This is a genomic window from Gordonia aquimaris (genome assembly GCF_026262595.1).
Lineage (GTDB): Bacteria > Actinomycetota > Actinomycetes > Mycobacteriales > Mycobacteriaceae > Gordonia > Gordonia tangerina.
Genome location: NZ_JAPKFM010000022.1, coordinates 31546 through 44486 on the forward strand (window position 1 = coordinate 31546; position 12941 = coordinate 44486).

The 12941-nt window shown below is 67.8% G+C and carries 12 protein-coding genes; 7 read left to right on the plus strand and 5 right to left on the minus strand.

All coding sequences use genetic code 11. The features are described 5' to 3' along the window. Nucleotides 1–17: 17 nt before the first annotated feature. From OSB52_RS18290 to mqo, 3 genes are read right to left on the minus strand one after another with little or no spacing between them, the layout of a single operon-like run. Complete coding sequence (locus tag OSB52_RS18290) at nt 18–2009, minus strand: VWA domain-containing protein (protein WP_266063008.1); 1992 nt, start codon at nt 2007–2009, stop codon at nt 18–20. Then, entirely contained in the window at nt 2006–2497 is a 492-nt protein-coding gene (locus tag OSB52_RS18295; protein ID WP_266063009.1) for a GNAT family N-acetyltransferase, read from the minus strand. The genes OSB52_RS18290 and OSB52_RS18295 overlap by 4 nt, the downstream gene beginning before the upstream one ends. Nucleotides 2498–2543: 46 nt before the next feature. Further along, nucleotides 2544–4073, minus strand: coding sequence for a malate dehydrogenase (quinone) (mqo, locus tag OSB52_RS18300; RefSeq protein ID WP_266063010.1), 1530 nt, complete (start codon nt 4071–4073; stop codon nt 2544–2546). A gap of 198 nt (nt 4074–4271) precedes the next feature. Between mqo and OSB52_RS18305 the strand changes: the two genes are divergently transcribed. From OSB52_RS18305 to OSB52_RS18320, 4 genes are read left to right on the plus strand one after another with little or no spacing between them, the layout of a single operon-like run. Further along, entirely contained in the window at nt 4272–5348 is a 1077-nt protein-coding gene (locus tag OSB52_RS18305; protein ID WP_266063011.1) for an alpha/beta hydrolase, read from the plus strand. Then, nucleotides 5345–6739, plus strand: coding sequence for a mycothione reductase (locus OSB52_RS18310; RefSeq protein WP_266063012.1), 1395 nt, complete (start codon nt 5345–5347; stop codon nt 6737–6739). Before OSB52_RS18305 ends, OSB52_RS18310 begins: the two co-directional genes overlap by 4 nt. A 21-nt stretch (nt 6740–6760) precedes the next feature. Continuing rightward, the gene (locus OSB52_RS18315; protein ID WP_266063013.1) at nt 6761–7357 is read left to right on the plus strand and encodes a molybdopterin-dependent oxidoreductase; all 597 of its coding nucleotides are present in this window, start codon (nt 6761–6763) and stop codon (nt 7355–7357) included. A 16-nt stretch (nt 7358–7373) separates the two neighbouring features. Further along, entirely contained in the window at nt 7374–8087 is a 714-nt protein-coding gene (locus OSB52_RS18320) for an FAD-binding oxidoreductase (RefSeq protein WP_235722252.1), read from the plus strand. A 30-nt stretch (nt 8088–8117) separates the two neighbouring features. On the opposite strand, the gene OSB52_RS18325 is transcribed toward OSB52_RS18320, so the two are convergent. After that, a complete protein-coding gene (locus OSB52_RS18325; RefSeq protein WP_235722253.1) occupies nt 8118–8942 on the minus strand; it encodes an alpha/beta fold hydrolase in 825 nt (274 codons plus the stop codon). Between the two features lie 93 nt (nt 8943–9035). After that, on the minus strand, nt 9036–9899 hold the full coding sequence (gene map, locus OSB52_RS18330; RefSeq protein WP_235722254.1) for a type I methionyl aminopeptidase: 864 nt from the start codon (nt 9897–9899) through the stop codon (nt 9036–9038). Nucleotides 9900–10045: 146 nt separating this feature from the next. Between map and OSB52_RS18335 the strand changes: the two genes are divergently transcribed. The 3 genes from OSB52_RS18335 to OSB52_RS18345 are packed head-to-tail and all read left to right on the plus strand — an operon-like array spanning nt 10046 to nt 12935. After that, a complete protein-coding gene (locus OSB52_RS18335) occupies nt 10046–11074 on the plus strand; it encodes a heme/hemin ABC transporter substrate-binding protein (RefSeq protein ID WP_235722386.1) in 1029 nt (342 codons plus the stop codon). Further along, nucleotides 11071–12159, plus strand: a complete 1089-nt coding sequence (locus tag OSB52_RS18340; protein WP_235722255.1) for a FecCD family ABC transporter permease — start codon at nt 11071–11073, stop codon at nt 12157–12159. Before OSB52_RS18335 ends, OSB52_RS18340 begins: the two co-directional genes overlap by 4 nt. Next, nucleotides 12156–12935, plus strand: a complete 780-nt coding sequence (locus OSB52_RS18345) for a heme ABC transporter ATP-binding protein (protein ID WP_235722256.1) — start codon at nt 12156–12158, stop codon at nt 12933–12935. Before OSB52_RS18340 ends, OSB52_RS18345 begins: the two co-directional genes overlap by 4 nt. Nucleotides 12936–12941: the final 6 nt, after the last annotated feature.

Genomic DNA, 12941 nt, shown 5'->3' on the forward strand with positions numbered 1-12941 from the left:
CTGGTGCGAACAGTGTCTCAGGCGGCCCGGCCGTCGCTGCGCAGCACACCCGCCGTCAGCTCGTCCATCGGCAGGCACCGCGCACCCATCGTCGCTGCCAGTTCGGCGGCCAAGCCGAGCCGGATCATCCCCTGTTCGCAATCCACGACGACGGAATCGATCCCACGTCGGCCGATTGCGCCGGCGACCGCGCGGGCTCGTGCCGAGGCGTCGGGGCCCGCGGTGGCCCGGCCATCGGTGAGCACCACCACCAATGGTCGCCGGTGCGGCTCGCGGCGAGCGGCTCGGTCGATCAGTTCGGTGGCCGCGATCAGACCCTCGGCCAGTGGCGTGCGTCCGCCGGTCCGGATCTCGGCGAGCCGACGGACCGCGATGTCCACCGATCTCGTCGGCGGCACCGCCACCTCGGCCGACGAACCGCGCGCCACCACCACCGCCACCCGATCGCGTCGGGTGTAGGAGTCGCGCAGCAGATCGACACAGATACCGGTCACCGCCGACAGTCGACGGCGAGCAGTCATCGAGCCGGAGAGGTCGACGACGAATACGACGAGGTTGCCTTCCTGACCGATGCGCTCGGCGCCGCGCAGATCGTCGGGTGCCACCCGCACCGTGCCACCGGCCGCCCGATCGGCGGCCGAGAGCACGGTCCCGAACAGGTGCACCGGTTGGCCGTGCGTGAAATCGATTGCGCGCGTGGTCTGCCCGCGACGCGACCGGGCACGCGACCGGCGCCCTGGGTCGCCTTCACCGATCCCGCGCACATCCAGGCGCGTCATGCGCGGTGCCGTCGACGTGGAGGGTACGGAACCGAAGCGCGGACCTGGCGCCGGTTCGGAGGGCTGCTCACTCTCGGACGTCGTCTCGCCCTCGGACGTCGTCTCGCCGGAGGATTGATCGACATCGGACGCCGTGGTGTCGCCCGGCTCGTCGCCACCGTCGCCGTCGTGGCCACCACCACCGCCCGGGTCGGTCGGGTCGGGGTCGGTCGGGTCGGGCGTATCGCTGCGGGCGGCGTCGGCACCGGCATCCATCGCGTCGTCGAGTTGTTGGTCGGTGAGCCCGGACTCGTCGAACGGATTGCGCCGGCGCCGATGCGGCAGCGCGAGTTCGACTGCGACGCGGACGTCGTCGGCGGTGACCTCGTCGGCGAGCCGCCACGCGGCGTGCGCCGCCGCGGTCCGGGCCACCACGATGTCGCCGCGCAGACCGTCGACCTCCAGATGAGCACAGACCCCGGCGATCCGGCGCAGCTCCACCTGCGGGATGGTCACCTCGGTCAGCTGTGCACGAGCGTCGGCGATCCGTTGCGTCAGTTCGGCTTCGGCAGCCGCATGGTCGGCCACGAAGGCCTCTGGATCGGCGTCGAAGGCCATCCGGCGCGAGACGATGGCCACCCGCTCGTCGATGTCGCGGCCGGCGGCGACGTCGACGGCCAGACCGAAGCGGTCCAGCAACTGCGGGCGCAGTTCGCCCTCCTCCGGATTCATCGTGCCGACGAGGACGAAGTCGGCGGCCTGTGTGTGCGACACCCCGTCGCGTTCGATGGTGACCCGGCCGCTGGCGGCGGCGTCGAGGAGGACGTCGACGAGGTGGTCGGCCAGCAGATTGACCTCGTCGATGTAGAGGACGCCACCGTCGGCCGAGGCCAGCAGCCCGGGGGTGAACAGGGTGCGGCCCTCACTGAGCACCGCGGTCAGGTCGAGCGATCCGATGACCCGGTCCTCGGTCGCGCCGATCGGCAGCTCGACGACCCGGCCACGCACGCCGTCTCCGCCACCGGGGCGCGAGCGATCCGACTCGTCGCCGGTGTGCAGCAGCGGGCCGAGTCCACGCACGATGGTCGACTTGGCGGTACCCTTCTCACCCCGGATCAGCACCCCGCCGATACCCGGTGCGATCGCCGACAAGATCAGCGCGAGCTTGAGCCGTTCCTGCCCGACGACCGCGCTGAACGGGTAGCGGACAGGTCCGTCGATCTCGGCGCCGCGATGGTGCCGGCCGCTCATCGCGGCCCGTCGACGGTCGCCGCGGGCACGGCCGGGTCGCGACGCATGGTCACGTGCGGGATGCCGTCCTCCAAGTACTCGTCGCCCTGCACCACGAACCCGAATTTGGCATACATCTCCACGAGGTAGGCCTGCGCTTCGATGAGGCAGACATGATCGCCGATCTCGGAGAGCGCAGCGCTGATCAGCCGCGCGGTCATGCCCTGACCCCGGTGGCCGCGTTCGGTACACACGCGGCCGATCCGGAAACTCGGCTGCTCGTCGGCCGACGCGGGTTCGGTGAGCAGACGCAATGTCGAGACCACCACGCCGTCGTCGACGATCCAGAACTGACGGGTGCCCGCCTCCAGGTCGCGGCCGTCGAGTTCGGGGTACGGACAAGCCTGCTCGACCACGAAGACGTCCACCCGCAACCGCAGGATCTGGTAGAGGGTGGACGCATCCATCCGGTCGGCCGGACTCTGATGCAACTGCCCTGCCGAAGTCATGGTCTCGTGAGTATCACACCGGTGTGGGCCTGCACCAGATGGCCGCTCAGAGGGCCGGCGCGGTCGCGCGCTCGGCGTCGACCTGTGGGGCGACGGCCCCACGCTTGAGCTGCAGGCTCGCGCTGGTCCAGTCCCACACCTGCCGGAACAGGTCGCGGTTGTCGGAGAGCTTCTGCCCGAACGACGGGATCATCTCGGTGAGTGCCGGCTTCCACCCGGCGTACTCCTTCGGGAAGCACTTCTCCAGCACGTTGAGCATCGCGGGCACCGCGGTCGACGCACCGGGCGAGGCGCCCAACAGGCCGGCGATGGTGCCGTCGTCGGCGGTCACCACCGCTGTACCGAACTCCAGCGAGCCGCCGACGCCGGTCTTGCGGATCACCTGGACACGCTGTCCGGCGGTGATGATCTCCCAGTCCGCGCCGTCGGCGCGCGGGACGAACTCGCCGAGGGTGTTCACCCGGTCGGCGCGGCTGGCGGCCAGCTCGCTGATGAGGTACTTGAGGAGACCGAACTCCTGGGGCGCGATGGACAGCATCGGCAGCAGGTTGTTCGGCTTGACCGAGAACGGGAGGTCGGTGATCTTGCCGCTCTTGAGGAACTTCGGCGACCACCCGGCGTAGGGCCCGAACAGCAGTCCCGGCTGATGGTTGATGACGCGGGTGTCGAGGTGCGGCACCGACATGGGCGGAGCGCCGACCGCGGCCTGGCCGTACACCTTCGCCTGGTGGTCGGCGACGAGGTCAGGGTTGGTGCAGCGGAAGAACTCCCCGGACACCGGGAAACCGCCGAAACCCTTCGCCTCGGCGATACCGGACTTCTGCAGCAGATGCAGCGCTCCGCCGCCGGCGCCGACGAAGACGAACTTCGCGTGCACGGTCACTTTCTGCTTGGTCCGCAGGTTGCTGACCTTCATGATCCAACTGCCGTCGGACTGCTTGGTCAGGTTGGTGACCGAGTGACCGAAGTACACATCGGCACCGGTTTCGCCGATGTGGTTGAGCAGCTGCTGGGTCAATGCGCCGAAGTCGACGTCGGTGCCGTCGGTGAACCAGTTCAGCGCCACCGGGTCGGAGAAGTCGCGTCCGGCCGACATCAGCGGCAGACGCTCGCTGAAGGTCGCCTCGTCGTCGATGAACTCCATGCCCTCGAACAACACCTGGCCGGCGAGACGGTCATAGCGCTTACGCAGGTAGTCGACGCCGTCGCTACCGTGGGTGAAACTCACATGCGGGATCGGATTGATGAACTCGCTGGGGTCACCGAGGATGCCGTTGTCCACGGAGTAGGCCCAGAACTGACGCGACACCTGGAACTGCTCGTTGATGTTGATCGCCTTGTCGATGTTGACATCGCCGTCGGCGGTCTTCGGGGTGTAGTTCAGCTCGCACAGCGCCGAGTGCCCGGTGCCGGCGTTGTTCCACGGATCGCTGCTCTCCGCGGCCGCGGCGTCGAGCCGTTCGAAAACACTGATCGACCAGGTCGGCTCGAGTCGACGGATCAGGGCGCCGAGAGTGGCGCTCATGATTCCGGCACCGACCAGCGCGACGTCCGTCTTGATCACCGAGTGAGACACGAGGAGCTCTCCTTCGCACGGGTTGGACGATCGAGGCTGTCGCGGTGTGCCGCGAGGGTCTGCCACCATCGGTCGTCCCTGTCAACCGCCATTGTTCCCCATTCCGGCGCAAACAACGGAATCGCCTGGGCCAAAGTGTGGGCTGGGCGACAGTCACCGCCGCGCCCGACCCCCCGCACGATATCTAGAGTGGACCGTGTGACCGCATCCTCGAGCGCCGCCCGTGATGGCGGCCGATCAGCTGCGACCTGGCAACCCGATCATCTGTTGGATCGCTACGAAGTCCTCCCCCTGCCCCTGGGTCCCGACCCGGACGGCGAGGACCCGATCACCGCGACCCTGGTGCGTAAGGCCGGCCCCGAACCGGCCGTACACGGCGCGGTGCTCTACATCCACGGATTCACCGACTACTTCTTCCACGAACCTCTCGCCGACTTCTTTCACGAACGCGGCTACGCCTTCTATGCGCTCGACCTGCGCAAATGTGGACGCTCACTGCAGCCGCAGCACACCGCGCACTTCACCACCGACCTGCGCCAGTACGACGAGGAACTCGGCCACGCACTGGAGGTGGTCATCGACGAGACGCGAGCCGCCGGTGGCCCGCAACGGGTGATCGTGGCCGCCCACTCCACCGGGGGCCTCATCACCTCGCTGTGGTTGGACCGGCTTCGGTCCGGATCGCCGGATCTGCATGCCGCGGTCTGCGGTCTGCTGCTCAACAGCCCCTGGTTCGATCTGCAGGGCAGTCCGATCCTGCGGACCCTGCCGGTCTCGCTGCTGTTGCGTGGCCTCGCCGCCGTCGGCCCGAAGGCGGTACTCCCCCAAGAACTCTCCGATGGCTACGGCCGAAGCATCCACGAGACCACGGGCGGCGAGTGGGCCTTCGACCTGGCCCTGAAACCGATGGGCGGATTTCCGGTCACCTTCGGCTTCCTCAATGCCGTGCGGCGTGGGCATGCGCGACTGCATCGGGGTGTCGACGTCGGGGTGCCGTCGTTGGTGCTGCGCTCGGACAAGACCCTGTTCAACCGGGCGCAACCGGGTTCGGTGGACGACGCCGATGTGGTTCTCGATGTGCGTCACATGTCGCGGTGGAGCGGATGTCTGGGTGACCGGGTGGCCGTCGTCCCCATCGCCGACGCCCGCCACGATGTGGTGCTGTCGGTGCCACACGCACGTGAGCACGCCTATCGTGAGATCGACAACTGGCTGCAGGGCACGCTCGGCGTGCCGGCCGCGGCACAGTCGGATTCGACCGCGGGGCCGGCATGACCGCCACCCAGATCGTCGACCTGGCGATCATCGGCACCGGCAGCGGCAACTCCATCCCCGACGAGCGTTTCGACGACAGATCGATCGCGATCTTCGAGGAGGGCGTCTACGGCGGGACCTGCCTCAACGTCGGCTGCATCCCCACGAAGATGTTCGTCTACGCCGCAGAGGTCGCCGACAACGCGGCGCACGGAGACCGGCTCGGCGTGCACAGCCGTGTCGACTCGGTGGACTGGCCCGCCATCGTGAACCGGGTGTTCGGTCGCATCGATCCGATCTCGGCCGGCGGCCGGGAGTATCGCGAACAACGGTGCGACAACATCACCGTGTACTCCACGCATGTCGAGTTCGACGGACGCGACGACGACGGCCGCTACCGCCTGGTCACCGCCGACTCGCTGGTCCTCGCCGACGAGGTGGTGATCGCCGCGGGATCACGAGCGACCGTCCCGCCCGCGATCAGCCAATGCGGCGCACCGTATTACACGAACAACGACGTCATGCGTCTGGACCATGTCCCCGATCGACTCATCATCGTGGGCGGCGGCTACATCGCAGCCGAGTTCGCGCATGTGTTCGGCGCGCTGGGCAGCGCGGTGTCGGTCATCGCACGTGGCCCCGCGCTGCTGCGCAAACTCGACACCGACATCTCGACACGGTTCACGACGGTGGCCGCGGAAAAATGGGATGTACGACTGAATACCGACGTGACGAACGTGGTCGAGCTCGACGGTGGCGGCGTCCGGGTCAGCCTCGGCGACGGCACGCATCTCGACGGTGACGCGCTGCTGGTTGCGACCGGACGTCGTCCCAACGGCGACCGGCTCAATCTGGCCTCGATCGGGGTCGATCTCGACGATCACGGTCGGGTGGTGTGCGACCCGCACGGCCGGACCGCGGCCGCACACGTGTGGGCGCTCGGAGATGTGAGTTCGCCGTATCAGCTCAAGCATGTCGCCAATCACGAGCAACGGGTGGTGCAGGCGAATCTGCTCAAGGGCTGGGATGCCGACGACCTGGTCTGGTTCGACCACCGGTACGTGCCGGCCGCGGTGTTCACCCATCCGCAGATCGCCACCGTCGGACTCACCGAGGACGAGGCGCGGGACATGGACCTCAACATCACCGTCAAGGTGCAGGCCTACGGCGATGTGGCCTACGGGTGGGCCATGGAGGACACCACCGGTTTCTGCAAGGTGATCGCCGAGCGGGGTACCGGTCGGCTACTCGGCTGCCACATCCTCGGACCACAGGCACCCACGGTGATCCAGCCGATCATCCAGGCCATGTCCTTCGGGCAGACCGCGCACGAAATGGCGCGCGGCCAGTACTGGATACATCCGGCGATGCCCGAGGTGCTCGAAAACGCGCTGTTGGGGCTCGAGATCTGATCGGCCGGTAGGATTTCCGGCATGGCGATCGTCAACCGCGGCTTTGTCGGCAGACGTGATCGAGATGCCGACCGTTTGCCACCCGGGCAATACCGGACGTTCGACTTTCCGGTGCTGTCGGCCGAACCGACGCCGACGGTGTCGCTCGACACGTGGTCGCTGGCCGTCCAGTCCACGCGACATCGAATCCACAAGTGGAACTGGACCGAGTTCCAGGAGCTGCCGCATGAGGACATAGTCACCGACATCCATTGTGTGACCCGCTGGTCGAAGTTCGAAACCCGCTGGCGGGGCGTGTCCTTCGACACGATTCTGGCCGAACTGCCGTGGGACGCCGACGACTTCGTGATGGCGCATTGCCATGGCGGCTACACCACCAACGTCGCTCTGGCCGATCTGGTCGATGGTCGCGGCTGGATCGCCGACTCCTACGACGGTGAACCACTGGCCGCCGAACACGGCGGTCCGGCCCGATTGCTCGTGCCGCACCTGTACTTCTGGAAGAGCGCGAAATGGGTGTGCCGCCTACGGTTCATGTCGAGCGACACCCCCGGATTCTGGGAGAGCAACGGCTATCACATGCACGGCGACCCCTGGACCGAACAGCGCTACTCATGACCGCGCGGACCTGGTCATGAACGACTGGCAGGTGAGCACCGTCGTCTCGCAGACGCGGCACAGCGACAGCGCACGATCACTCCGGCTCGCCCTGTCCGAACCGTTCCGCGCGGTGCCCGGCCAGCATCTCGACATCCGCCTCACCGCCGAGGACGGCTATTCGACCGCACGCACGTACTCGGTGTCGGATGCCCGCGAGTCACGCACTATCGAGGTCACCGTCGAACGGGCAGACGACGGCGAGGTGTCACCGTATCTCGTCGACGTCGTGGAGGTGGGTGAACCGCTCGAGGTGACCAGGCCGCATGGCGGGTGGTTCACCTGGGACGGCAGCCGATCGGATCCGGTGCAGCTGATCGCCGGCGGTTCGGGGCTCGGCCCCCTAATGTCGATGCTCCGACACCGCGAAATCGCTTCCCCCACATCGGTTTTCAATCTCGTGTACTCTTTGCGCTCACCGGATCGCATGCTTTTCGCCGATGACCTCCGCCAGCTCACCCAGCATCGACGGTTGCCGGTCCATCTGGTCTACACCCGACGTGGCCCCGAAACGGACCCCCGTCCGACCGGTCGACTCGGGGCCGCCGAGATCGCCGAACTCACCATCGGGCCGGAGGAGGCACCGACCGTGTTCATCTGCGGTCCCACCGCTTTCGTGGAGCATTGTGCCGCCGCGATGATCGACGCCGGCCATGCGCGCGAGCGGATTCGGACCGAACGGTTCGGCTAGCCCGACCCCGGTCGCGGGGCCCCGGTCCGATCAGAACACCGTGGAGCGCAGCGCGATCTCCGAGGCCAGTGCGGCAGCGGCGTGCTGCGGAACCCAGTGGTCAACCCCGGGCAGCTCGCAGAAACGGAAGTCGGAGTACGCGTAGCGTCCGCTGAGTTGCGCCTGTTCACGGCCGAGCGCATCGTCGGCGTCACCCCAGACCATGGTCGTAGGGATCTCGACCGGCGGGCACGCCAGAGTGGCCGCGATGTCGCCGGTGAAATTGGCGCGGTACCAATTCAGCGGTCCGGTCAGAGCGCCCGGTTCGGTGAGCGGAGCGAGTTCCTCGGCAGTCACCCCGGCGGCGCGCAGTGCGGCCCCGTCGTCGGCGAGCAGCTTGCCCTCGGCGTCGTCTGCGATGAAATCCTTGATGTAGCGCGAACGTTCACGCTGGTCCGAGGACTCCAGGGCGTCGCGCATCGCAGACGGGTGTCCGGTGCTCGCAGCCACCAGGCCGGTGAATCGGTCCGGGTGCTTGGCCGCCAGGTGCCAGGCGACGATGCCGCCCCAGTCGTGGCCGACCAGCATCGAGTACTGGACACCGAGCGCGTCGAGCAGGCCGATCGCGTCACCGACGAGCAGTTCCAGTCGGTAGGCGTCCACCCCGTCCGGGCGAGCGCCGGGACTGTACCCGCGCTGATCGAAAACGATTGTGCGCAGACCACTCTCGTGCAGGCGGGGAACGACGGTGTCGTAGCAGGAACTGTTGACCGGGAATCCGTGCAGCAGCAGCACCCATTTTCCGTCTTCGGGGCCACTGATCCGGGTGTCGAAAGTGTGCTCGCCGACCTGAACGGCGCGGTGTTGCGTGTCCACGCGCTCAGGATAGGCGACGACTCGTGGGCGTGGTCGGCCGCCGCACACACCGTCCACCGCTGAGCCGACACCCGAGGGCCGACGACGCGCGGCTCAGTGCTCGGGCAGCGTGAGGATCTCTGCGCCGTCCTCGGTCACCACCAGGGTGTGTTCGAACTGGGCCGTCCACCTCTTGTCGGTGGTCACGACGGTCCAGCCATCGTCCCAGATCTCATAGCCGAGCCCACCGAGGTTGATCATCGGTTCGATGGTGAACACCATGCCCGGCTCGATGACCGTGTCGACGTTGGGCTGGTCGTAGTGCAGGATCACCAGACCATTGTGAAATGTCTCACCGATGCCGTGGCCGGTGAAGTCGCGGACCACGGTGTACCCGAAGCGGTTGGCATAGGCCTCGATCACACGCCCGATGACGTTCAGTTCGCGTCCCGGTTTCACCGCCTTGATGGCCCGTTCGGTGGCGATCCGGGTCCGGTCGACCAGATCGGCGGCCTCGGCGGACACGTCACCGGCCAGAAAGGTGGCGTTGGTGTCGCCGTGCACCCCGTCGATGTAGGCGGTGACGTCGATGTTGACGATGTCCCCATCGGCGATCACGGTCGAGTCCGGGATGCCGTGACAGATGACCTCGTTCAGCGAGGTGCAGCACGACTTGGGAAACCCTTTGTAGCCCAGGGTCGACGGATACGCGCCGTGATCGACCATGTACTCGTGCGCGATCCGATCGAGTTCATCGGTGGTGACCCCGGGCGCCACCGCCCTGCCCGCCTCGGCGAGCGCGTTGGCTGCGATCCGGCCGGCCACCCGCATCTTCTCGATGGTCTCCGGGGTCTGCACCCACGGTTCGTGTCCTTCATTGACGGTGTCCCGCCACGCGTACTCCGGCCGTTCGATGGAATCGGGGACGGGACGCGTCGGCGAGAGGGTGCCGGGACGCAGGGCGGCGCGAACGGTCATGGTGCCAGCTTATCGAGTCCGGTTTCACGCCGGAGGCGGCGTGGGTCGCGGGTGCGAGGCGAACTAAGGTGAGACTAAGGGCAGATGAAGCGCCGACCAGGTCGGGCGGTGGGAGGAATCGTGGCGCAGGTGAGCGGGTGAGCAGGATCGGTACGGTGCGTCCGGCGCTCGCGGTGCTCGTCGTGCTCATCATCGGAACCCTGTCCGCATGTTTCGTGGAACCCATCGAGCAGCCGGCCGCGTCGGTGGCGCCCACCGCGCACTTGGCCGACGGGCCGCAGACCGCGGAGCTACCCGCCACCGACGTGACGCCGATCGCGACCGATCCGACCCCGACGCTGCCGGTCACCGTCGACTCCACGGGGCACGGGCCGGTCACGGTCACCGATGTCGACCGGATCATCGCCGTCGACATCAACGGCACTCTCGGCAACATCGTGTTCTCGCTCGGTTTGGGTCCGAACGTGGTCGGGCGCGACACGTCGACGGCGTTTCCGAGCGCGGTGGACCTACCGGTGGTCACCAACCGCGGGCACAGCCTCAACGCCGAGGCGGTCCTGGCGCTGTCGCCCACCGTCGTACTCGTCGACGAGAACACCGTCCCCGCGGCGGCCGTCGATCAGATCCGCGACTCCGGCATCCCGGTCGTCGTGTTCCCCGGTACCCGAAGCCTCGACGCCAACGACTCCCTGATGCGTTCGGTCGCCGACGCGCTCGGTGTGCCCGTGCAGGGTGAACAGCTGGTGGCCCGCACCGACCGCGAGGTCGCAGCGGCACGTGATCTCGTCCCGTCCCCGTCCGGGGACCCGGTGATGGCCTTCGTCTACATCCGAGGCCGCAATCTGATCCTGCTGGCGGGACCGGGATCCGGTGCCGACGACCTGATCGAGAACCTCGGCGGGCGCGATGCCGGCCGCGAGGCCGACCTCAGCGGGGCATTCACCGCGATCAGCGCCGAGGCGATGATCGAGGCGGACCCGAACGTGTTGCTGGTGATGACGCAGGGCGCCGACACCGTCGGTGGGCTCGATGGAGTTCTGGAGTTGCCCGGTATCGCCGAGACAGATGCGGGGCGCAACCGGCGCATCGTACAGATGGACGAAACCGAGATCCTGGCGTTCGGCCCCGACGCCGGCAAGGTACTCGGCGCCCTGGCTGAGGCGATCTACGCATGAGTGCCCCCACGTCCGAACGGGTGACGCCGGTCGCGGCCGACCACCGCACCCGCCATCGCACCCGAAACATCGTCGTCCTCGCGGTCCTGCTCGTGTCGACCGCGGCGCTCGTCGTGCTCTCGGCCGGTATGGGCCGGGTGGGTGTCCCACCGATCGAGGTGCTCGGCAGCCTCGCCCACCATTTCCACCTCGAGATCGGTCCCCTGCCGTCGCACCCCAACGGTGAGGCCGCACTATGGAACGTCCGGTTCCCGCGGATCGTGTTGGGCCTGTTGGTGGGCGCCGCGCTCGGTGCCGGCGGCTGCCTGCTGCAGGGTGTGCTGGCCAACCCGCTCGCCGAACCGGGCATCATCGGGGTGTCGTCGGGCGCGGCCGTCGGCGCATGTCTGATGATCGTGCTCGGCGGCGGGGCCACCAACGACTGGGCGTTGGCCGGTGCGGCCTTCGTGTTCGCCCTGTTCACCGCCGCGTCGGTGTACGTACTGTCCCTGCGCGACGGCTCCACGTCCGCGATCATGTTGGTGCTCACCGGGATCGCGGTGAACGCCTTCACCCTCGGCATCATCGCCTATCTGACCTTCGTGGCGTCCACGGCCGCACGCGAACAGATCGTGTTCTGGCAACTGGGTTCGCTGGCCGGCACCACCTGGGATGAGGTGTGGGTGGCCGTTCCGCTGATCATCGCGGCGCTCGCTGCGTCACTGGTCCTGGTGCACAAGCTCGACCTGCTGGCCCTCGGCGAGATCCAGGCCGCGTCGTTGGGGGTCAACGTCGAGGTCGTCCGCCGTCAGGTGATCGTGCTCGTCTCCATCCTGACCGGCGCTGCGGTCGCCTTCTCCGGGATCATCATGTTCGTCGGCTTGGTGGTGCCGCACGTGCTGCGGCTCATCGTGGGTCCACGCCATGCGATCCTGCTACCTGCCAGCGTGGTCGGGGGCGCGCTGGTGATCACGGCCGCCGACCTGGCGGCCCGCACAATGCTCGGCGACGCCGACCTCCCGTTGGGGATGTTCACCTCACTCATCGGTGGACCGGTGTTCTTCCTGCTGCTGCGCCGTAGCCGACGGGCGGGGGCGGGCTGGTGACCGGGTCGGCCGGTGTCGTAGCCGATCACATCACCGTCACCCTGGGGGATCGCGATGTGGTGCGCGACGTCTCACTACGAGTCGAACCCGGCTCGCTGCACGCGCTCGTCGGGCCCAACGGCTGCGGCAAGTCGACATTGTTGTCGGTGCTGGCCGGTCTACGCACCCCCGACCGCGGCACCGTCCACATCGACGACCGGCCGATCGCGAAGGTCTCTGCTCGGGAACTTGCCCGCATGCGGTCGTTCGTTACCCAGCACAATCGCACCGACACCCCCTTCTCGGTGATCGAGGTCATCGAAATGGGCCGCTTCCCCTGGCTGCGTACCGACGCCGCACGCCGGTCACCTGAGATCATCGACGACGCGATCCGCGCGTGCGATCTGCACGACATCACCTATCGCCCGTTCGCGCAGTTGTCCGGCGGCCAGCAGGCACGGGTGTCGATCGCGCGGGCGCTGGCCCAGCAGGCACCGGTGATGCTGCTCGACGAACCGACCGCCGCGCTCGACATCCACCACCAGGAGACCGTCCTCGACATCCTGCGGGCCGCCCGCGACGACGGCTGCGCCGTCCTGCTGGTGGTGCACGACCTCTCCCTGGCGGCCGCCTACGCCGATCGCGTCGCCTTGATGAAGGACGGCCATCTGTTGGCCGATGGACCGACCCGCGAGGTGATGACCGCGCAGTTGCTGTCGGACACCTACGACCATCCGGTGGAGATCTGGGATCATCCCGAGTCGGGACAGCCGATCATCGTGCCGCGCCGGACCTGACCGGCC